Source organism: Pseudomonas sp. RV120224-01b, assembly GCF_003208145.1.
Classification (GTDB): Bacteria; Pseudomonadota; Gammaproteobacteria; order Pseudomonadales; family Pseudomonadaceae; genus Aquipseudomonas; species Aquipseudomonas monteilii.
This window is the reverse complement of record NZ_QKMQ01000022.1, coordinates 13,272-32,605: the sequence shown is the minus strand read 5'-3', so window position 1 is coordinate 32,605 and position 19,334 is coordinate 13,272. Positions and strand designations below refer to the sequence as shown.

The following is a 19,334-nucleotide window of genomic DNA, read 5'->3' as shown; positions in this document are numbered from 1 at the left end:
TCGTCGCTTTAATTTAGCCTACAGCTAATTTAACCACAAGAGCCAATTTAGCCATGCGCACATTTAGCAGCAAGCTAAACACTGGCATGCTTTGCCCTATGGACATCTACGACATTCGCAAGCACAACCTGGTCAAATTGATCGGCAGTCAGAGGAAGGGATCCTGCGCAGAGCGCTGGGGGATGGCGCCTGCACACCTGAGCCAGATCCTTTCTGACAAGACCGCAAAAAACCTGGGCGATGACGTAGCCCGCCGAATCGAGGGCATCGAAGGCCTGCCACGCGGGTGGTTCGACGCACTGTCGACAGGTGACCCGGTGCAGCTGCCGGTCGAAACGGGTGACGGCAAACTTTCTGCGGCCGACCTGGTCAAGCAGATGCTTGCCAGAAGTGGCAAAGGCATCCCCGAAGAAACCCGGCAGCGGTTGCTGGCCGCAGCTGAAGCGCCGCTGGACGCCACCCAGGTGAAGGCTGAGCTTGTCCGCCCTGGCCTGGTGGGTGATGAAGTATGGATTGCCCACTACGACGTGCGGGCTGCCATGGGCGGTGGCCAGATCCCCCACGATTACCCGGAAATGTTCAAGGACGTTCGCGTCAGTCCCAGCCATCTTCGCGAGCTGGGCGTGGAATTCACTGAACACCACCACCTCAAGATGGTGACCGGCTGGGGCCAGTCAATGGAGCCGACCATCAGGCACCGTGACCCACTGATCGTGGATGTGAGCATCCGGGATTTCGTGGGCGACGGGATCTATTTCTTTTCCTGGGGCGATCACATCTACATCAAGCGGCTGCAAATCGCGGATGAGGACCACTTCGAGATGATCTCCGACAACTCACGGCACAAGGACCGCATGATTCGCCGCGAAGAAACCTACATCCAGGCCCGGGTGCTGCTGGTGTGGAATGCACACCTGGTTTAACGCCGAAGCCCGCCACCCAGGCGGGCTTTTCATGATGCTCAGAATGGCGCCTGCGCTTCCACCTCCTCCGCCTTGCTGTCCTGCTCAACGATGAAGTCGTCGCGCTCCTCCACGCTGCTGCGCGCCCAACGTACGGTAACGCTCTCGTCATCGTTGAACGTAAGGTCCAACTCGGACGTTTCGGACAACAGGCCCATCACCTCTTCCCACTCCGCATCACCGTCGGTATCCAGGCGATGCACCACAACCCAGCGCTGGGTCTGCGCGACCGGGTGGTTGATCATCGACGACACCCGCAGGCTAAGACGCTCGATTCCGGTCATTGCCTGACGCTGCTGGGAAGTTGACTGCATGTGCATAGAGATATTCTCATCCTGAAAGCTGTATATTTGTACAGTATTTAAGGAAAGCTTATCTCACCGCCAAATCCAGCGTAAACCCCCACCGCTGAAAATTTTCGCCATTGGGTAATTTTGCGCAAAGCGAAATTTATTTAGCCTAAAGCTATTGACTAGAATTTAGCCTGACGCTAATTTTTATCCCGCAGCCGCAAACGCGGCCGCCAGAACCCCCAGCCAATCCTAGCTTTGCGTCAGGAGTTCTCATGACCGTAGACATCAGCAACCTCATCATCGCTACGCCGGTAGCCGTATCCTCGACCAACCCCGTTGCACTCGAAATCAGCGGTGCCGAAGCAATTGCCAGCTACCCGAGCATCGTGAAGGTGCTCAGCGATGGTTCGATCCAGTTCTCAGCCCCCACCAAAGGCGCCTCAAGCAAAAGCACCCACAGGACCCGCTGCGAGTGGACGGAAACTGAGGATTGGACACTGGCCAGCGCCCAGGATCACTGGAACTACCAAACCATGACGCTGACCAAGGTCAACGCTGCACAGAAGGTGGTCATCGCCCAGATGCACGTACGTGGGGACGATAGCCCGCCGGTGAAGGTGTTCTGGAACAAGGGCAACATCACGCTGGGGTTTCGGCGCACCTACAACCAGGCCGACCCGGTGAACTCGACAGTGCTGAAAGGCGTGCCGCTGGGGGGCAGGTTCATCGTCAGCATCCACACCACGTCTGCTGGCATGGTCAACGTAACGGCCAAATACAACGGTGTTTCCGGCTCGTCAGGCAATTTGCAACTCGACAGTACCTGGGCGCCACGCTTGTTCGAATTTCACGGCGGCATCTACAACCAGGTTGACTACACCGATGCAACACCGGCCGATGACGGCTCGATCTGCATCATCAGCGAACTGTCACTGATCCACCGCTGATCGATGCAAGCCCTAAAGGCATCCCGGTGCCCTGCCCATCACGGGTTGCGCCGGGATCGCCGTGACACGCCACGCCAGTGATTAGTCTCGATGAGTCATATTGTTGCCTTCCCGCTCCCAGACTAATAATTAACTGTCTGCCTGGGGAGGCGCGAAACATGCAATCAAGATTCGTTATTGTCCCTGCCGTGCCAGTGGAAGGTGATTCTTTCCGCATCGGTAACCGGTTCTATGCCGCTACCACTTCGGGCGGCTTTGATATCTACGACAACCAGGAAAAACAGCGGCTCAAGCGGGGCTATATCAACAAGTCCGAAGCGGCGGCAGCGTGCACGTTGATGAACGCCGAATCACGCAACCCAAAAGAACTGTTTCCCATCCTGCGTACAGACTGATTTGCTATCAGACCTGACCATGGCCGCGCCGAGCGGCCAGCGCGGCCGTGCGCCTGAAATCAGGCACTGCTCCGCTACAGGATTAAATTTCCTTCACCTTGCGCCCTTTAGTCATAAGGCATTCGACAGCGTTTGGGCCATACTCCACAATGCAGCGGTTTAGGGGGAAAACCCTTGCACAGCCAACGACATACCAACTTTTAGTGAGCCTCAACGTGAAAACATCCCTGTCTATCCTCAGCCTGCTGCTGTTGCTCACAGGAACCGCGACCCTTCCGTCGACCGCTGCTGCACAACCCCCGGCCCAGGTTCAACGCGACCCGTCCAAGCTGCACCTGGCTTCAGGCAGCGCCTTGCTGATCGACCTGAACACCAACCAGGAACTGTACGCCAGCCATGCCGACCGCGTGGTGCCGATTGCCTCGGTGACCAAACTGATGACAGCGATGGTGGTGCTGGATGCCAAACTGCCCATGGATGAGATGCTCACCATGACCATTGCCAACAACCCGGAAATGAAAGGCGTGTATTCGCGCGTGCGCCTGGGCAGCCAGCTTGACCGCCGCGAAACGCTGCTGATTACCCTGATGTCGTCGGAAAACCGTGCCGCCAACTCCCTGGCCAACGCCTACCCAGGTGGCTACCCGGCGTTCATCAAGGCGATGAATGCCAAGGCTCGCAGCCTGGGCATGGCACATACCCGGTATGTCGAGCCGACTGGCCTGTCGACACAGAACGTATCCACCGCCCGTGACCTGGCCAAGCTGCTGATGGCCTCGCGCAAGTACCCGATGCTGAGCGAGCTGTCGACCACACGCGAAAAAACCGTGGCCTTCCGCAAGCCCAACTACACGTTGGGCTTCCGTAACACCGACCACCTGGTGAACAAGAACAACTGGGACATCAAGCTGACCAAGACCGGCTTCACCAACGAAGCCGGGCACTGCCTGGTGCTGCTGACCCGCATGGACAACCGCCCGGTGGCCATGGTCATCCTGGATGCGTTCGGCAAGTACACCCACTTCGCCGATGCCAGCCGCATGCGTCAGTGGCTGGAAACCGGTGCCGCCAAACCGGCGCCGGCAGTGGCCATGCAGTACAAGGCAGACCGGCAGAACAAGGGACGCCTGGTTTCCGAGTAAACCCAAACGGTCTGGCTGGGGCCTTTGCAGGCCCCAGTCGTATCATGCCTGCGTATTGACCATCCCCCCTGCACTGCTGCCACCTGACGTCTGCAGCGCTTCGAGCAACTGCGCAGTTGCCTGCAGGATTTCCCCATTGATGGTCGCGATGCTCGCCTGCTTGGCACTCACAGCTGCCATCTTGGCGGTTTCTTCCATCTTCTGCGCCATCAACTGGGCCAGTTGTTTCTGTTCGTCGGCCAATTGCTTCTGCAGCTTCTTGATCATCTCGCGCAATTGCTTGATGTGCGCAGGCTCCGAGCTTTCACTGCTGCCCTGAGCCCCTTGGGCCTGGCCGCCACCGTTCGCCCTGGAGGCGTCGGTCTGAGCGACTGTTCCACCCTCTTCAGCCTTTTGCGCGTCCTGGCTGTCGGCGGTCTGAGTCGTGCTCAACGCCTGGGCCGTGGTGCTGATGCTGACTGCTGCAATTCCTGTCATGTCTGTCTCCCTGCGTTGCAAAATGGGTCCTTGCATTGTTTTGCCTATCGGCCGCAGCGCGCAGGTCTTTAGCCCGTGTAGCAGTGGGTCGGCCGCCCGCCAGTAAATTCCCCATCGTTTGGCTCGTTCCACCCAATGTACACACGCAAGCGCCGGCCCCTCCCGGCGGCGTCCACATCCGACCATTATGGAACCGCAGCCATGAGCCAGTCTGCAAACCCGGAAACTATCAAGGACCTGATCGGCGTGGGCTTCGGCCCTTCCAACCTGGCCCTGGCCATCGCCCTGGAAGAACTCGCCGAGTCCCAGGGCCATGCCCTCGATGCGCAGTTCATCGACAAGCAACAGGACTACCGCTGGCACGGCGAAACCCTGGCCACCCAGAGTGAGCTGCAGATCTCGTTCCTGAAAGACCTGGTGTCGCTGCGCAACCCCACCAGCCCCTACAGTTTCGTCAACTACCTGCACCAGAAGCAGCGCCTGGCCGACTTCATCAACCTCGGCACCTTCTACCCCTGCCGCCTGGAGTACAACGACTACCTGCGCTGGGCCGCCGAACACTTCGCCACCCAAGCCGTGTATGGCCAGGAAGTGCTGCGTATCGAACCGGAACTGCAGGATGGCCGGGTAGAACACCTGCGTGTGATCGCACGCGATGCACAGGGCCGCGAATACAGCCGCCGCACCCGCTCGGTGGTGGTCGGCAGCGGCGGAACGCCGAAAATCCCGGAAAAGTTCGGCGCCTTCAAGGACGACCCACGGGTGTTCCACCACTCCCAATACCTGAGCAGCCTGAACAAGCTGCCGTGCGCCGACGGCAAACCGATGCGCATCGCTGTGATCGGCTCGGGCCAGAGCGCCGCCGAGGCGTTTATCGACCTGAACGACAGCTACCCGACCGTCAAGGTCGACATGGTCCTGCGCGGTTCGGCCCTCAAACCGGCCGACGACAGCCCGTTCGTAAACGAGATTTTCTCGCCGGACTACACCGACCTGGTCTACAACGAACCCGCCGACCAGCGCAGCAAGCTGCTGGGCGAGTACCACAACACCAACTATTCAGTGGTCGACCTCAACCTGATCGAACGCATCTACGGCATCCTCTACCGGCAGAAAGTCGCCCACCAGCACCGCCACAACGTGCTGTGCCGGCGCCAGGTGGAAGCCGTGGTGGCCACTCGCGAAGGCCTGGAGCTGACCCTGCGCGACCTCGCTACCGGCCAGCAGCAAACCCACCGCTACGACGCCGTGATCCTTGCCACCGGCTACGAGCGCCGCTCGCACCGTGACCTGCTGGCGCCATTGGCCGGTTACCTGGACGATTTCAGCGTCGACCGCAACTACCGCGTGCTGGCCAGCCCCGACCTGCAGGCCTCGGTGTACTTGCAGGGCTTCTGCGAAAACAGCCACGGCCTGAGTGACACCCTGCTCTCGGTACTGCCGGCCCGTGCCGCAGAAATCGGCCGCGCCCTGTATCAGGACCTGGCGCAATTGCACGGCAAAGCGCAACCCGCTGCGGCCCTGACCCGCGCCTGACCCCTGTGCTACGCACCCTCAAGGCCGGCCTGTCGCCTCGCGCGCAGGCCGGCTTTGTGCCCTCTGAAACATTTGCTTGCATTTAAATCGGCAGGTTTTCAATTCTCATTCGTCCTTATCAGTACAGCCCTCTTTGGTTGGGCACACGCTCGACCACCCATTGCAGAAGACCGTCTGATGGCCAAATCACCGAAAAAATCCAAATCCAGGCTGTGGTTCCTGGTCCACAGCTGGCTCGCCTTGCCGATCTGGTTCTTTGTGCTGATCGTGTGCTTCACCGGCATGCTCGCCGTGGTCAGCCAGGAAATCGTCTGGCTGGCCAACCCGGATGTACGCGCGAGCAAGCCCGACGGTGATGCCGAGCGCCTGAGCTTCCAGCAGGTACTGGACGCCATGCGCAAAGCCGAGCCAGACATGTTCGTGGAGTCGCTCAGGCAGCCCGACGGCTCGCACTTTGCCCTGCTGGCCGATGTCACGTACCCCGATGGCACCAGCCCGACGCTGTACGTCAACCCCTACACCGGCGTCATCCAGGGCAAGTCCCCTGACTTCAACTTCGAAGCCTTTACCCGTGCATTGCACGGCTGGTGGCTGGTGCCGTTCACCAATGGTTTCAGCTGGGGCTGGTACCTGGTTTCGCTTCTCGGCCTGCCCATGCTGGCCTCTCTGGTCACCGGGCTGGTGGTGTACAAGAAGTTCTGGAAAGGCTTCTTCAAACCGGTGCGCACCGGGCACGGCTCACGTATTTTCTGGGGCGACCTGCATCGCCTGGCCGGGGTGTGGTCGATCTGGTTCATCGCGGTCATTTCCATCACCGGCACCTGGTTCCTGATCCAGGCGCTGCTTTCGGACAACCACATCACCATTTCCAGCCGGCCTATCGTGCCGGTGATCGCCCGTGAAGATGTGCCGCAAACGCCGGATGGCACGCCGGCCCCGCGCATTGACCTCGATGAGGCGGCACGTATTGCCGGCCTGGCGATTCCAGGCCTGGACATTACCTTCATTTCGTTGCCGGCGACCGCCTACAGCCACGTTTCCATGGGCGGGCGCGGCTGGTATCCGCTGATGTTCCAGAGTGCAGCGGTCAACCCTTACACCAGCAACGTCGACAGCCAGTTCCTGCTCAGCGACCGCTCCACGCTGGAATTCGTCACCGAGTCCATGCGCCCCTTGCACACCGGTGACTTTGGCGGTTTGCCCATCAAGCTGATCTGGTTCTTCTTCGGCCTGGTACTCACCTTGATGGTGCTCAGCGGCTTGCTGATCTGGACCAAGCGTACCGCCCAGGCCACCGCAGCCGCCCTCAAGCGCAGTGACCGTGCGCCCCGTGCCGCACGCAGCCAGACCACACTGGAGACCCAACCATGAGCCACGCCCAGGCCGTGCCCGCCAGCCCGCTGAAGCAATGGTGGCTGAAGTGGCGCTTTCATCTGAACATCCTGCTGATCCTCGTCCCGCTGGGCTTCATGCCCAAGTATTTCAGCGACGCCAAGCTGTTTCGTGGCGACGCAGGCTTGGGGGCGAACGTGATCAGTGGCATCCAGGCCGGCCCTTACACGCTGGACTTGGCTGAATTGCGTGACGAAGCACCACGCGAAGACGGCCCCGCCGGTCACTTCAAGTCCTTCAGCGCGTCCTTGTGCAAAGCCTGCATGAAAGACGTCAAGGCTGTTTACCTGCGCATCGGCAAACCGCGCAGCCTGCGCGCTGCCGGCACCATCTTCTTTGGCGCCCCCTACCGCATGGGCACCAACCTGCCCATCCCGCCGCGTACCAAACCCGACGCGCAAATCTGGATCACCCTGGAGGGTTGGGACGGCAGCATGCACCAGGCATCCGTCCCCCTGTCCAAGGCATCGCCTGCCACCGTGGCCTGGCTCGAGAAACAAGGAGGCAAGAAATGAAACACCTGATGCGCACCCTCGCCCTGCCCTTACTGGTACTGGCCGCGGGCCCTGCCCTGGCACACAACCCGATGTGCGAATGCGAAGAACTGGCCAGCGGCCAGGTCAAATGCACCGGTGGCTTCTCGGACGGCAGCGGTGCCGCCGGGGTAACCCTGGACGTGATCGGCTATGACGAGCAAATACTGGTCGGCGGCAAGCTGGGCGGCGACTCCACGCTCACCTTCAAGCGCCCGGAAGGCGAATTCTACGTGCTGTTCGACGCCGGCCCCGGGCACGTGGTGGAAGTCGACTACGCCGATATCGCCCAGCCATGAGCCGCGCCCAAGTGATTCGCCCGGCCGGCGCCGGGCACGAAACCCTGTACGTGCTGCTGGCCAGTCTGCTGATCGTGGTGCTCGCCGCCAGTGTGGTGCTGTTGCGTGGCGAACGCGAAGACGAACAGGCCATCGCCAGCCACCAGATCGACGCCCGCCGCGACCTCACCGCCGCCGAACAAGGCCTGTACACCGACCTGCGGGTGGCCTTCGACGAGATCCAGCTGCTGCGTGAAGAAAACGCCGCCGTGCCGAGCGTGCAGGCACTGGCCGAAGAAGGCCTGCCGCCATTCGTGGTGGATGCCGGGAGCCAGAGCCGTGGCAATCATCAGTGGTCGTGGCTGGAATCCGGCGCTTACCTGGGCCGCAGTCAGGCCCCTGAAGTCGCCGGCAGCCTGCTGCTGATCCTGCCGGCGGACAGCACAGGCCAGGCCGATGTCTGGTTGCGCCGCGACAGCGCTGCTGTCATCCCGGACGATCTCGGCCAGGCGGCCTTGATCGCTGCAGGTTGGCAGCAAGTGGTCAGCCACTACGACGCCGGGGTTACCCGCGAACACCGTCACTGAACCCAAGGACTCCCACCCATGTTCCGCTCCGCCCTCGCCCTGCTCCTGGCCTTTGCCCTGCCGGCACTGGCCCTGGCCGATAACGGCAAGCCCCTGCGTATTGGCATCACCCTGCACCCCTACTACAGCTATGTGACCAACATCGTCGGCGACAAGGCCGAAGTGGTGCCGCTGATTCCGGCGGGCTTCAACCCGCATGCCTACGAGCCACGGGCCGAGGACATCAAGCGCATCGGCACGCTGGACGTGGTGGTGCTCAACGGTGTCGGCCATGACGACTTCGCCGACCGCATGATCGCCGCCAGCGAAAAACCCGGCATCGCGACCATCGAAGCCAACCAGAATGTACCGTTGCTGGCAGCCACGGGCATTGCAGCGCGCGGCGCCGGCAAGGTGGTCAACCCACACACCTTCCTGTCCATCAGCACCACCATCGCCCAGGTCAACAACATCGCCCGCGAACTGGGCAAGCTCGACCCGGACAACGCCAAGCTGTACACGCAAAACGCCCGCGCCTATGCCAAACGCCTGCGCGCCCTGCGTGCCGAGGCGCTGGCCAAGGTAACCGAAGCGCCCAGCGCCACCTTCCGGGTTGCCACCATCCATGCCGCCTACGACTACCTGGTGCGCGACTTCGGCCTGGAGGTGACCGCCGTGGTCGAACCGGCCCACGGCATCGAGCCCAGCCCGGCCCAGCTGAAAAAGACCATCGACCAGCTCAAAGCCCTGGATGTGAAGGTGATCTTCTCGGAAATGGACTTCCCGTCCGCCTATGTCGAAACCATCCAGCGTGAATCCGGCGTACGCCTGTACCCGCTGACGCACATTTCCTACGGTGAATACACCAAAGAGAAGTACGAAGTGGAGATGAAGCGCAACCTCGACACCGTGGTGCGCGCCATCCAGGAGAACCGCGCATGACCGCCGCCGCCAACCTGGTGAAGGCCTGTGGGCCACGCATCGAGTTCGCCGACGTCGACCTCACCCTGGGCCGTACACGCATCCTTGAACACGTCAGCTTCGGCGTTGCTGCCGGGAGCGTGCATGCCATCGTCGGCCCCAACGGCGGCGGCAAGAGTTCACTGATCAAGACCCTGCTCGGGCAAATGCCACACCAGGGCCAACTGACCCTGCATTGGCCGGGTGAGCGCGAGGTGATCGGTTATGTGCCACAAGCGCTGGAGTTCGACCGTGGCCTGCCAATGACCGTAGATGACTTCATGGCTGCCATGTGCCAGCGGCGCCCGGCTTTTCTTGGCTTGTCGCGCCGCGTGCAGCCGGCCATCGATGCGGCCTTGGCGCGGGTCGGCATGCTCGACAAGCGCAAACGGCGCATGGGCGCATTGTCTGGCGGCGAACGCCAGCGTGTGCTGTTGGCCCAAGGCCTGATCCCCGAGCCGCAGTTGCTGGTACTGGACGAGCCCATGTCGGCCCTCGATGAAGCCGGTATCCAGGTGTTCGAGCAGTTACTGCAGGGCTGGCGCCAGGCCGGCACCACAGTGCTGTGGATAGAACACGACCTGGAGGCCGTGCTGCGCCTGGCCGACCGGGTCACTGGCCTGAGCCGCCAGGTGTTGTTCGATGCCCCGCCGGCCCAGGCCCTCACACCAGAGCGCCTGCTTGGCCTGTTCTCTGTTCACCCGCGTAGCGAGAGCCTTGCCTCATGAGTTTTGAAGCATTTCGCCAACTGGTCCAGGACTGGGCCACGGCTGGTTACTTGCCTGAGGCTCTGGCCTACGGCTTCGTGGTCAATGCCTTGCTGGCTGGCCTGATGATTGGCCCGGTACTGGGCGGCCTGGGCACCCTGGTGGTGGTCAAGCGCTTTGCGTTCTTTTCCGAAGCCGTGGGCCATGCTGCACTGACCGGGGTAGCCATCGGCATCCTGCTCGGTGAGCCCTACACCGGCCCTTATGGCAGCCTGTTCGGCTACTGCCTGCTGTTCGGCATCTTGCTCAACTTCCTGCGCAACCGCACCGGTCTTTCACCCGACACGCTGATCGGCGTGTTCCTGTCGGTGTCGCTGGCGCTGGGCGCCAGCCTGCTGCTGATGCTGGCCGGCAAGATCAACGTGCACATCCTCGAAAACGTGCTGTTCGGCTCGGTGCTGACCGTCAGCGGCCAGGACCTGGTGGTGCTGGGTATCGTCGCAGTACTGGTGCTGGCTCTGGCCGTGCCGCTGTACAACCGCATCATGCTGGCCAGTTTCAACCCGCAACTGGCGGCCGTGCGCGGGGTGGCAGTGAAAACCCTGGATTACCTGTTCGTGGTGCTGGTGACCCTGGTGACCGTGGCCGCAGTGAAGGTGATCGGGGCCATTCTGGTCGGTGCACTGCTGGTCATCCCCGCTGCGGCTGCACGCCTGGTCAGCCAGTCGCTCAAGGGGTTTTTCTTCGTCTCGGTACTGATCGCCACCTTGAGCACCCTGCTCGGCATCCTGCTGCCGATCATCTTCGACCTGCCCGTGCCGTCGGGTGCCGCGATCATCCTGGTCGCCGGCATCTGCTTTGCCCTGGCCGCCCTGGCCCGCGCCCTCGTCCCACGCCTGCAAGGAAACCCGGCATGAACCTGAAACGCCTGACCCTGGCGCTGGCCTTGGCCGGCCTGCCGTCGCTGTCTTTTGCCACGCAAGTGCTGACCACCCTGCCCATCACCCACAGCCTGGCCAGCGCCCTGCTTGACGGCACGGCGGTGCAACTCAAACGGGCGGCACCGGCCAACCTGCCGGCCAGCCGCCAGCCGTCGTATTTCAGCTCACGCGGTGGCCCCAGCCTGGAGAAAGCCGCACAGCAGGCCGACGCGGTGATCGGTGTACGCTCGATCTGGCGTGACGACCCGCTGTACCCGATGGCCCGGCGCAGCAACATCCGCATCGTCGAAATCGATGCCGCACGCCCGGTAGATGGCGCGCTGCCCGGCATTGCGGTCACAGGTGATGATGCCTACGGCACCTACCCCTGGCTCAACCCGACCAACCTCGGGCGCATGGCCGATGTGGTAGCCAATGACCTGGAACGGCTGGCACCGGACGACAAGGCGAAGATCCAGGGCAACCTGGCAGGGCTCAAGCGCCAGTTGCTTGAGCTATCGGCCAGCAGCCAGACACGCCTGGCCAAGGTCGACAACCTGACGGTGGTGAGCTTGTCCGAGCGGTTGGGTTACCTGGCCAGCGGCTTGAACCTGGATGTGGTGGAGCAGCCGCTGCCGACCGAATGGGACGCTGCCGCGCTCCAGGCGCTGGGGGAGAACCTGAAAGCGCAGGATGTGGCACTGGTGCTGGACCATCGGCAACCGGACGCGGCGGTGGCCGAGGTGATCAAGGCTGCCGGGGCGAAGCTGGTGGTGGTGGAGAGTGACCCTGAGGATGCGTTTGCCGGGTTGAAAGCCAGTGTAGACCAGGTGGTTGGGGCACTGGGCGAGAGCTGATGCCGCCTGTGCTGGCCTCTTCGCGGGCAAGCCCGCTCCCACAGGGACCGCGCAGCCCCTGGGTTCACTGGTTGCATTGTGAGGGCCTTGAGCCTATTACCGCTCTCAGTCCCAGCGGCATTCCTGTGGGAGCGGGCTTGCCCGCGAAGAGGCCGGTACAGACAACACAATGCTACCGCTTCATGCACCTCTGATAGCGCTCATCCACTCGCCCGGCAAACCACGCCGTGGTCAGCTTGCGGGTGATCTTCGGGCTCTTCAGCTCGATCCCCGGCAACACCGCCCGTGGCACCGGCTTGCCAGCCTTGGCATCTGCCAAGGCAAACACCCCGATGTACAGCTTGCTGTCCTCGAACGCCAAACTGTCGCCCTCTTCGAGCTGGCTGCGAATCTGCGGATTACGCAGCCCCAGCTTCACCCCCAGCTTGCGCGCAGCCAGTTCAGTGCTCCCTGGCATGATCGCCCCCGGCGCAACAAGGTCGCCATCCAAGGCCAGCGTCACGCCAGTCGCCTTGCTCAGTGCCGCCTGGAAGGCCGCGTTACGGCTGGCGTACCAACCGGCGTTGAAGTCGGCAAAACGGTAAAGCTGGCGCTCGTAGTTGACCGGGTAGCCCAACAGGTGGGCAATACCGAAGTACATGCCGCCACGCCGGCTGAATACCTCCTGGCGAATGCTGCCATCGTGGCTGTAGGGGTAGCCCTGCGCGTGCTTTTCGGCAAAGTCGATGCTGACCTGCATCGGCCCGCCGGTGTGCACCGGGTTGAGCCCGTCCAGCAAGGTCTTGCCCAACGGCACACGGGCTATCACCTCGTCGTACAGCTCGCTCAACTGCTTCTCGCTGCGCACTGCCTGCAAGCGCTGCTGGTAGCTTTGGCCGTTGCCCGAGGGTGTTTTCAGCGCACCGTCGACCAACAATTTGGGGATATGCAGGCGCGCGGCGCGGCGGTCGATTTCCTCGCGGGCGATACGCCCCAGGTTGGGTACCTGCGGGTCGGCGCTGAAAGTGGATTCCTGTTCAGTCACGGCCAGCACCGCACACAGGTTGCTTTTGCTCGGGGTAATGCGCTGGGTTTCGAACGCCACCTGAATGTCCCTGGCCCAGCCCTCGCGGTCCCTGGTCTGGGCCGGCAATAGCCGCAACAGTTGCGCACGGACCTTGGCCGGGTCCGCCTCGGGCGCTTCCTCACGGTGCCCGACGCAGCCTTGCAGCAGCGCCAGGGCCATCAACCCGGCGGCCAGTAACCGGCCGTTCAGGGCTGTTCACCGACCAGCAGTGCGGCCTTGTGTGGATCGATCAGCATTGTCTGCCCCTTGCCTGGAAAAAGGCCTAGCCTCCCCCAGGCAAGCGGCAACGTCAATCAGGCGGACAGCCGAAGCGGCTGCAGTGATGCGGTCAACGCGTCGAGCACGGGGTCTTCGTGCTCATGGATGAAGAAGTGGCCACCCGGGAACATCTGCAGCGAGAAGTCACCATGGGATTCCTTGCGCCAGGCCTGCAACTGCTCTTCGCTGGCCCGGTCGTCCGCGCCGCCCAGCACGTGCAGCGGGCACTGCAGGGCCGGCCGCTGACGGTAGGCGTAAGTGCCACAGAGCAGAAAATCCGCGCGCAAGGTCGGCAAGGTCAGGCTCATCAGCTCGGCGTTGGCCAGCACTTCCTCGGGCGTACCCTGAAGCTCGCGCAACTCGCTGATCAGCTCGGCGTCGCTCTTGGGCTCGCGCCAGTCCTTGCCATCGTAATCCTCGCGCCGGGTCGGGGCTGCGGTACCGCAGGCAAACAATGCCAGTGGCGACGGACAGCCCAGCGCTTGCAGTTCATGAGCCAGCTCGAAGGCCAGCAACGCCCCCAGGCTATGGCCGAGCAACGCATAGGGCCCATTGGCCGCCAGGCGCTGCTCGGCGGCCAGTTGCCGGGCCAGCGCCTGCATGTCGGTGTGCAACGGCTCGGCCATGCGTGCGCCACGCCCGGGCAGCTCCACCGGGCGCACCTGCAGCCACGCCGGCAGCTTGCGCCGCCAGCGGCTGTAAACCATGGCGCTGGCCCCGGAATACGGCAGGCACAGCAGGTTCAGTGCGGTCACTGGGCGGCGGCTTCGGCCATTTTCTGGCGCAGGCTCAGTGGGCGCATGTCGGTCCAGACCTCATCGATGTAGGCCAGGCATTCCTTCTTCAGGCCGCTCTTGCCCACGGCACGCCAGCCGTTGGGGATGGCCTTGTAGTCGGGCCAGATCGAGTATTGCTCTTCGTGGTTGACCACTACCTGAAACTGGATATCGTCGCGGTCGAAAACGGAAGTCATTGCCTGTCTCCTTGAATGATGGATGCCGCTGTGCACGTGGTGCAGGGGGGCTTTCAAGTAGACGTAGGGCGCTGCGGGAAAATTAGTGCGTCCAATGCAGAGAAATGATCGCGCAACCTTTCAGGTTTTGCGCAGGACACGCGCCCGGCTATCGCGCGACATTGGCGCCATCAGCCACCCTGCACTAGCGTTGTGCTACCAGCCAGCCCCAACGTTCATGCGGAGCCCTTACCCATCATGCAGGACCTGCGCCCGAACCCGACGCTGTGCCTGGAGTACCGTGCCGAGCAGCCTATTCACCACGCGTTCCTCGATCAGGCCGGTCGCTGCCCGGATGCCACCGCCATCATCGCCCAGCACACCACCTGCAGCTATGCACAACTCGCGCAGATCAGCCAGGGCGTTGCCGCCTATCTGGTAGAAAACGCTGCCAGCGGCACCGATCGTGTGGTCATCGTCGCCAGCCGCAGCGCCGCCCTGGTATACGCCATGCTCGGCTGCCTGCGGGCTGGCCTGGCCTTTACCGTGGCCGACGCCGCCTACCCTCCTGCGCGCATTGCACAGATCGTCCGCACATTGGGGCCGGCCGTGGTCCTGCGCTGTGGCGAGGCAACCGTCGATACCGACGGCCCTCTTGTCGTTACGGTGCCGCAAGCCCCCGCAGACGCACTGCAAGCCTTCCCCAACCTGCCTGTGGCGCTGCCCGTCGTAAACCCCGAACACCCCGCCTACATCACCTTCACCTCGGGCAGCACCGGCGAACCCAAGGGCATCGTCACCCATCACGCGCCGCTGGTGCACTTCATCGACTGGCATGTACGCCAGCATGGCTTCACCCAGGCCGACACCTTCTCCCTGCTTTCCGGCCTGGGCCACGACCCGGTGTACCGCGACGTGTTCACGCCTCTGTCGATTGGCGCGACCATCGCCTGCCCTGCCCAGTCAACCCTGACCGACCCGTCCCGGCTGGCCAACTGGATTCACCAGCACAACGTGAGCGTGATCCACCTCACCCCGCCACTGGGCAAGCTGATCGAAACCGGCGCACACCTGAATGGCCAGGTACTCGACCGGCTACGCTACCTGTTCTGGGGCGGCGATGCGCTCAGCCCGGCGCTGTACCAACAGATCCGCGCCATTGCGCCCAACGCCGTCAACGTGAACTTCTACGGCACCACCGAAACACCACAAGCAATGGCCTTCCATACGCTTGACCCGCGCGCCGACAATGCGCGTGTCCCGTTGGGCAAGGGCATCGCCAATGCACAGTTGCTGGTGGTCAACCCGGCCAACCAGTTGGTCAGCGAAGGGGAAACGGGCGAAATCCTGATACGCAGCCCGTACCTGTCCCAGGGCTATTGGGGCGACCCGGCACTGACCGAGGCCAAGTTCGTCGCCAACCCGTTCACCGGCGACCCAAGCGACCGCTGCTACCGCACGGGTGACCTGGGCACTTACCTGGCCGATGGCAGCGCCCGTTTTCTGGGACGCGGCGACAGCCAGGTGAAAATCCGTGGCCATCGCATCGAGCTGGCGGAAATCGAAAACGCCATCACCCGCCACCCACACATCGGGCAATGCGTGGTCGTGGCCAACCACGACAGCGCCTCGATCCGGCTGGTTGCCTATTGCGTCAGCCGCAAGCCCACCACCGCCGATGAACTGCGCCAGGCGCTCAGCGGCCAACTGCCGGACTACATGGTGCCGGCGCTTTTCGTGTACCTCGATGCCCTGCCGCTCACCCCAAACGGCAAGCTCGACAAACGCGCCCTGCCTGCGCCCTTTGACGACACGGCCAACGTGCTCCTGTCTCCACTGGCGGAAAAGCTGAGCACCGCCTGGGCGCGCATCCTCCAGGTGCCACGCCTGGACGCCAGGTTGAGTTTCGTCGAACTGGGCGGCGACTCGCTGTCGTTCGTGCAGGCCTCACGCGTGCTGGAGGAGCTGATCGGTCACCTCCCTGAACGTTGGGAAACCCTGCCGGTGTGCCAGCTGGCCGAGCTGAGCGCACCGCCCAATGGCCCTTGGCGGGTGATGGAAATGCCGGTGTTCGTGCGCATGCTCGCCATCATCCTGATCGTGGTCGGCCACCTGAGCGAGTTCGACCACTGGCTGATCGTGGGCGAAACGTCGGTGCTGTTCCTGGTTTCCGGCATCAGCCTGGCGCGGTTCCAGCTCAAGGCCATCGAAGAACGTGGCGATGCGCGCACACTGCTCAGGTCGCTGGCAGCCATCGTGGTGCCAACGGTGCTGTACACCGCGCTGATCCAGCTGGTGTTCGACCAGCTGCACTGGCAATCGCTGCTGTTGGTTTCCAACTGGTTCCCGGCCAGCGAGGTCAGTGTGTTCAATTACTGGTACATCGAAGTGCTGGTACAGATGATCCTGATCATCGGCCTGGTGTTGTCGATCCGACGTGTGCGCCAGGTGGTCCTTGCCGACCCGTTCCGCTGCCTGATCATTGCGACCTGTGCGCTGGTGGCAGTGGATGTGCTGGTCAGCCGCTTCGTGTTCGACGCCGGTGCGCTGTTCAACCGGGTACCACAGCACTTCCTGGCCGTCATGGTGTTGGGCATGGCGGTGCACCATGCCGACACTACCGCGCGTAAATGGGTGGCCAGCGCGGTGGCGGTGCTGGTGGTCGGCGAGCTGGACCTGATGGCAATTGCTGGCGTGGGCTGGCAGGCGTTCTCGCGCTATATCGATATCGCCCTGCCGGCGATGCTGGCCCTGATCTGGGTGCGCTCGGTGCCAGTGCCTGCCCTGGTGGCACGGGCAGGTGCGGTGATTGCCTCGTCAACCTTGTATATCTACCTGACGCATTTCCAGTTCCAGTCGCTGGCAGACCGTATTTTCAATCACCCGCTGTTCGAGGTAACCCTGGCACTGGCCGGCGGGGTGCTGGTGGCCTACTGCTGGAATAGCCTGTTGCGCCTTCTACTCACCCGCAGGAACAAGCAGAACCCGGCGCGCGGGGCAGATGCAGCCGAGCGCGCCACCTCCGCTTGAGCTGACGTACCTGGGGGCTGCTGCGCAGCTCATCGCCGGCAAGCCAGCTCCCACAGGGACCGCGCAATGCTGAAGAATTGTGCAGTACTTGTGGGAGCTGGCTTGCCGGCGATGGGCCGCAAAGCGGCCCCAGTTTCTCAAACGGCCTACCCCGCCTGCACGATGATCTGGCTCTGCAGGTCGCGGACCATCGCCTCCAGCGCCGGTTTCATGGCCGTGAAGTCCTCAGGCGTACATACCACGTCCGGCCGGCTGAACCTGAAACGCCGCTCCACCACCACCGCATTGCCCTCCTGGGTGTAGCGGGCGCTGTAATCGACGTTGCCATCCTGCAACTTCACAGGTTTGGGAATCGCCAGCACATTGACCTGGGCCGGGAACTCGAAGCGCGAAGTTTCCACCACATCGTTGGAAATGCACACGAAGCGCTGGCTGCGTTCCTTCTCCAGCGTGAAGCTGTACACGCTCTGCGAAATACCGCCCGCCAGGCTGGTCAGGGTCGCCACGCCCACTGGCCCTGGCAGGTTGACCAGGTTTTCCGTGTGCCCGTCTACGGTGCTGACAAAGTCGCCGTTGGCAGCAGGCGGTGCAACCTTGAACGAACCGCTGCCACGCTGGCCATAAGCAGCCAGTACTCTTTCCACCAGCATGTCGCGGTCTGCCGGCTTCATCAGTTTCACGCCAAAGCGGCTCATCTCGCTGGCCCAACCCTTCACCGTCGACACGTGGGTGAAGTCGGCGGCGCCATCGGCCTTTACCTTGAACAACAAGTCACTGGAAACCTGGTTCAGTTGCATGGCCGGGGTTTTGCCAAACTCGCCGGTGGCCGTCAGCAGCACACGCTTGTTCAGCACGGTCAGCGGCAGGTAACCCGCTGCTATCGACGGGTCGGTCGAGTCCAGGTACAGGTCCAGGCTTGGCACATAGGTGATCACATGGTTCAGTACACCCAAGGTCGGCACTTTGGGGAACACATAGGCATTGCCCTGGTTCACCAGCGCGGGTGTGCTCTTGATACCCGCCGCGCTCAACAGCGCTTCCAGCAACGCGACATGGTCCTTGCAGTCACCGTAGCGGTTGTCCAGCACGGTTTGCGCGGCATGCGGCACTACCCCGCCAGCACCGACATACACCGCCACGTAGCGGATGTTCTCGCGCACCCAGTCACTGAGGACAAGCGCCTTTTCCCGCGCAGTGGGCAAACCCGCTGTCAGGCGCTTCGCCAGGTCGCTGATCTGTGGCGTGACCTCGACCGTAGCCCTGGCCTGATACGCCTGGGCGAAATCCTTGAAGCCGGAGAAGGTCGACACCGCCAGGTAGTGGCCGTAGTCCAGGTACGACACCGCCCCGGTCTCGATGCGCACCCGCGCCGCCGGCACGTAGTCCCAGCGATACACTGTGCGCCCTTGCCCGGTGGCAGGTGACGATGCCTTGAAACCGCGGGCATCGGCCTGCAGCGGCATATCCTGCGGCAAGTCATAGGTCAGCGAAAACTGCCCGACCGGGTGAAACTGCGGCGCGGTAATGTCTTCGAAGTGCCCTGGGAACAGCGGTGTCGTGCGGTTACGTTGATAACGCAGTACCAGCCGGTCGCCCACCGCCACCTCGGGGAAGATGACCACCTTGTTGACCGAGTCCTGGAACATCGGCGCCTGCGCAGAGGCGCGCTCCTGCTGCTCCTTGATGTGCGCGGCATCCACCTGCACCTTGCGGCCGTCGGGCTTTTGCGTGTACGCCTCCAGCACCTCCAGCGTTTCTAACGAACGGTTGTAGCTTAACGGCTGTTCGGCATTGGCCTTGATGGCGCGCTCTTCGTTGATCAGCATGACGCTGTCTACATCCACACGGTAGCTACCGTCCTTCTGCACCACGAAGGTCTGCGCGGTCTTTTCCAGGGTGACAGAACGGTCAGTACCATCGGTAAAGGCGTGGGCAAAGTTGCCCCAGAGCATTGCAACAGGCAGCAGGACAGCTGCCAGGTAAGGCTTTTTCAGCATGGAGATCCTTCTCGATCAGCGGACAACAATCGACAATGATACTCATTGGCGCCCGCTGATGGCAAA

The 19,334-nt window shown here is 62.6% G+C and carries 20 protein-coding genes; 14 read left to right on the top strand and 6 right to left on the bottom strand.

The window, feature by feature from the left end; translation table 11 throughout:
* The first annotated feature begins 98 nt into the window (after positions 1-98).
* Complete coding sequence (locus tag N436_RS25650) at positions 99-923, top strand: S24 family peptidase (RefSeq protein ID WP_110742268.1); 825 nt, start codon at positions 99-101, stop codon at positions 921-923.
* 38 nt (positions 924-961) lie between these two features.
* Here the strand turns inward: N436_RS25650 and N436_RS25645 are convergent, their stop codons facing one another.
* Positions 962-1,282: a DUF1654 domain-containing protein gene (locus N436_RS25645; RefSeq protein WP_371920923.1), complete on the bottom strand. Its 321-nt coding sequence runs from the start codon at positions 1,280-1,282 to the stop codon at positions 962-964.
* A gap of 245 nt (positions 1,283-1,527) precedes the next feature.
* Between N436_RS25645 and N436_RS25640 the strand changes: the two genes are divergently transcribed.
* The 3 genes from N436_RS25640 to pbpG all read left to right on the top strand — a co-directional run bounded on the left by N436_RS25640 (position 1,528) and on the right by pbpG (position 3,739).
* On the top strand, positions 1,528-2,202 hold the full coding sequence (locus N436_RS25640) for a polysaccharide lyase family 7 protein (protein WP_110742267.1): 675 nt from the start codon (positions 1,528-1,530) through the stop codon (positions 2,200-2,202).
* A 158-nt stretch (positions 2,203-2,360) separates the two neighbouring features.
* Positions 2,361-2,597 (top strand): Arm DNA-binding domain-containing protein, encoded by a 237-nt coding sequence (locus N436_RS25635; RefSeq protein ID WP_105948396.1) that lies wholly within the window; start codon positions 2,361-2,363, stop codon positions 2,595-2,597.
* 215 nt (positions 2,598-2,812) lie between these two features.
* Positions 2,813-3,739, top strand: a complete 927-nt coding sequence (gene pbpG, locus N436_RS25630) for a D-alanyl-D-alanine endopeptidase (RefSeq protein ID WP_223624865.1) — start codon at positions 2,813-2,815, stop codon at positions 3,737-3,739.
* Positions 3,740-3,781: 42 nt separating this feature from the next.
* Here pbpG and N436_RS25625 read toward each other — a convergent pair whose 3' ends face one another.
* Positions 3,782-4,216 (bottom strand): hypothetical protein, encoded by a 435-nt coding sequence (locus N436_RS25625; protein ID WP_105948330.1) that lies wholly within the window; start codon positions 4,214-4,216, stop codon positions 3,782-3,784.
* Between the two features lie 201 nt (positions 4,217-4,417).
* Between N436_RS25625 and N436_RS25620 the strand changes: the two genes are divergently transcribed.
* From N436_RS25620 to N436_RS25580, 9 genes are all read left to right on the top strand, one after another.
* Entirely contained in the window at positions 4,418-5,752 is a 1,335-nt protein-coding gene (locus N436_RS25620) for a lysine N(6)-hydroxylase/L-ornithine N(5)-oxygenase family protein (protein ID WP_105948329.1), read from the top strand.
* A 177-nt stretch (positions 5,753-5,929) separates the two neighbouring features.
* Entirely contained in the window at positions 5,930-7,123 is a 1,194-nt protein-coding gene (locus tag N436_RS25615) for a PepSY domain-containing protein (protein ID WP_110742266.1), read from the top strand.
* Entirely contained in the window at positions 7,120-7,659 is a 540-nt protein-coding gene (locus N436_RS25610) for a thiamine pyrophosphate-binding protein (RefSeq protein WP_110742265.1), read from the top strand. Before N436_RS25615 ends, N436_RS25610 begins: the two co-directional genes overlap by 4 nt.
* Positions 7,656-7,976 (top strand): hypothetical protein, encoded by a 321-nt coding sequence (locus tag N436_RS25605; protein ID WP_105948326.1) that lies wholly within the window; start codon positions 7,656-7,658, stop codon positions 7,974-7,976. The genes N436_RS25610 and N436_RS25605 overlap by 4 nt, the downstream gene beginning before the upstream one ends.
* Complete coding sequence (locus tag N436_RS25600) at positions 7,973-8,542, top strand: DUF6162 family protein (RefSeq protein ID WP_110742264.1); 570 nt, start codon at positions 7,973-7,975, stop codon at positions 8,540-8,542. Before N436_RS25605 ends, N436_RS25600 begins: the two co-directional genes overlap by 4 nt.
* An 18-nt stretch (positions 8,543-8,560) precedes the next feature.
* The gene (locus N436_RS25595; protein ID WP_019099837.1) at positions 8,561-9,463 is read left to right on the top strand and encodes a metal ABC transporter substrate-binding protein; all 903 of its coding nucleotides are present in this window, start codon (positions 8,561-8,563) and stop codon (positions 9,461-9,463) included.
* Positions 9,460-10,209 (top strand): metal ABC transporter ATP-binding protein, encoded by a 750-nt coding sequence (locus N436_RS25590; protein WP_016711152.1) that lies wholly within the window; start codon positions 9,460-9,462, stop codon positions 10,207-10,209. The genes N436_RS25595 and N436_RS25590 overlap by 4 nt, the downstream gene beginning before the upstream one ends.
* Positions 10,206-11,105 carry a metal ABC transporter permease gene (locus tag N436_RS25585; protein ID WP_110742263.1) on the top strand — a complete coding sequence of 300 codons (900 nt, stop codon included), beginning with the start codon at positions 10,206-10,208 and terminating at the stop codon, positions 11,103-11,105. Before N436_RS25590 ends, N436_RS25585 begins: the two co-directional genes overlap by 4 nt.
* Positions 11,102-11,965 carry a metal ABC transporter solute-binding protein, Zn/Mn family gene (locus N436_RS25580; RefSeq protein ID WP_105948323.1) on the top strand — a complete coding sequence of 288 codons (864 nt, stop codon included), beginning with the start codon at positions 11,102-11,104 and terminating at the stop codon, positions 11,963-11,965. Before N436_RS25585 ends, N436_RS25580 begins: the two co-directional genes overlap by 4 nt.
* A gap of 172 nt (positions 11,966-12,137) precedes the next feature.
* Here N436_RS25580 and N436_RS25575 read toward each other — a convergent pair whose 3' ends face one another.
* The 3 genes from N436_RS25575 to N436_RS25565 all read right to left on the bottom strand — a co-directional run bounded on the left by N436_RS25575 (position 12,138) and on the right by N436_RS25565 (position 14,262).
* Positions 12,138-13,190 carry a DUF1615 domain-containing protein gene (locus N436_RS25575; protein ID WP_110742262.1) on the bottom strand — a complete coding sequence of 351 codons (1,053 nt, stop codon included), beginning with the start codon at positions 13,188-13,190 and terminating at the stop codon, positions 12,138-12,140.
* 134 nt (positions 13,191-13,324) lie between these two features.
* Positions 13,325-14,044, bottom strand: a complete 720-nt coding sequence (locus N436_RS25570) for a thioesterase II family protein (protein WP_110742261.1) — start codon at positions 14,042-14,044, stop codon at positions 13,325-13,327.
* Positions 14,041-14,262, bottom strand: coding sequence for an MbtH family protein (locus N436_RS25565; RefSeq protein WP_016711157.1), 222 nt, complete (start codon positions 14,260-14,262; stop codon positions 14,041-14,043). The genes N436_RS25570 and N436_RS25565 overlap by 4 nt, the downstream gene beginning before the upstream one ends.
* 237 nt (positions 14,263-14,499) lie before the next feature.
* On the opposite strand from N436_RS25565, the gene N436_RS25560 reads away from it, so the two are divergent.
* Positions 14,500-17,271, top strand: coding sequence for an amino acid adenylation domain-containing protein (locus N436_RS25560; protein WP_110742260.1), 2,772 nt, complete (start codon positions 14,500-14,502; stop codon positions 17,269-17,271).
* Positions 17,272-17,417: 146 nt separating this feature from the next.
* On the opposite strand, the gene N436_RS25555 is transcribed toward N436_RS25560, so the two are convergent.
* Entirely contained in the window at positions 17,418-19,268 is a 1,851-nt protein-coding gene (locus N436_RS25555) for a DUF3857 and transglutaminase domain-containing protein (protein ID WP_110742259.1), read from the bottom strand.
* Positions 19,269-19,334 lie beyond the last annotated feature (66 nt).

Bases quoted from the DNA above. Each gene is read 5' to 3' on its own strand.
- N436_RS25650 (WP_110742268.1), top strand. From the start codon at position 99: ATGGACATCTACGACATTCGCAAGCACAACCTGGTCAAATTGATCGGC.
- N436_RS25645 (WP_371920923.1), bottom strand. From the start codon at position 1,282: ATGCACATGCAGTCAACTTCCCAGCAGCGTCAGGCAATGACCGGAATC.
- N436_RS25640 (WP_110742267.1), top strand. From the start codon at position 1,528: ATGACCGTAGACATCAGCAACCTCATCATCGCTACGCCGGTAGCCGTA.
- N436_RS25635 (WP_105948396.1), top strand. From the start codon at position 2,361: ATGCAATCAAGATTCGTTATTGTCCCTGCCGTGCCAGTGGAAGGTGAT.
- N436_RS25625 (WP_105948330.1), bottom strand. From the start codon at position 4,216: ATGACAGGAATTGCAGCAGTCAGCATCAGCACCACGGCCCAGGCGTTG.
- N436_RS25620 (WP_105948329.1), top strand. From the start codon at position 4,418: ATGAGCCAGTCTGCAAACCCGGAAACTATCAAGGACCTGATCGGCGTG.
- N436_RS25615 (WP_110742266.1), top strand. From the start codon at position 5,930: ATGGCCAAATCACCGAAAAAATCCAAATCCAGGCTGTGGTTCCTGGTC.
- N436_RS25610 (WP_110742265.1), top strand. From the start codon at position 7,120: ATGAGCCACGCCCAGGCCGTGCCCGCCAGCCCGCTGAAGCAATGGTGG.
- N436_RS25605 (WP_105948326.1), top strand. From the start codon at position 7,656: ATGAAACACCTGATGCGCACCCTCGCCCTGCCCTTACTGGTACTGGCC.
- N436_RS25600 (WP_110742264.1), top strand. From the start codon at position 7,973: ATGAGCCGCGCCCAAGTGATTCGCCCGGCCGGCGCCGGGCACGAAACC.
- N436_RS25595 (WP_019099837.1), top strand. From the start codon at position 8,561: ATGTTCCGCTCCGCCCTCGCCCTGCTCCTGGCCTTTGCCCTGCCGGCA.
- N436_RS25590 (WP_016711152.1), top strand. From the start codon at position 9,460: ATGACCGCCGCCGCCAACCTGGTGAAGGCCTGTGGGCCACGCATCGAG.
- N436_RS25585 (WP_110742263.1), top strand. From the start codon at position 10,206: ATGAGTTTTGAAGCATTTCGCCAACTGGTCCAGGACTGGGCCACGGCT.
- N436_RS25580 (WP_105948323.1), top strand. From the start codon at position 11,102: ATGAACCTGAAACGCCTGACCCTGGCGCTGGCCTTGGCCGGCCTGCCG.
- N436_RS25575 (WP_110742262.1), bottom strand. From the start codon at position 13,190: ATGGCCCTGGCGCTGCTGCAAGGCTGCGTCGGGCACCGTGAGGAAGCG.
- N436_RS25565 (WP_016711157.1), bottom strand. From the start codon at position 14,262: ATGACTTCCGTTTTCGACCGCGACGATATCCAGTTTCAGGTAGTGGTC.
- N436_RS25560 (WP_110742260.1), top strand. From the start codon at position 14,500: ATGCAGGACCTGCGCCCGAACCCGACGCTGTGCCTGGAGTACCGTGCC.
- N436_RS25555 (WP_110742259.1), bottom strand. From the start codon at position 19,268: ATGCTGAAAAAGCCTTACCTGGCAGCTGTCCTGCTGCCTGTTGCAATG.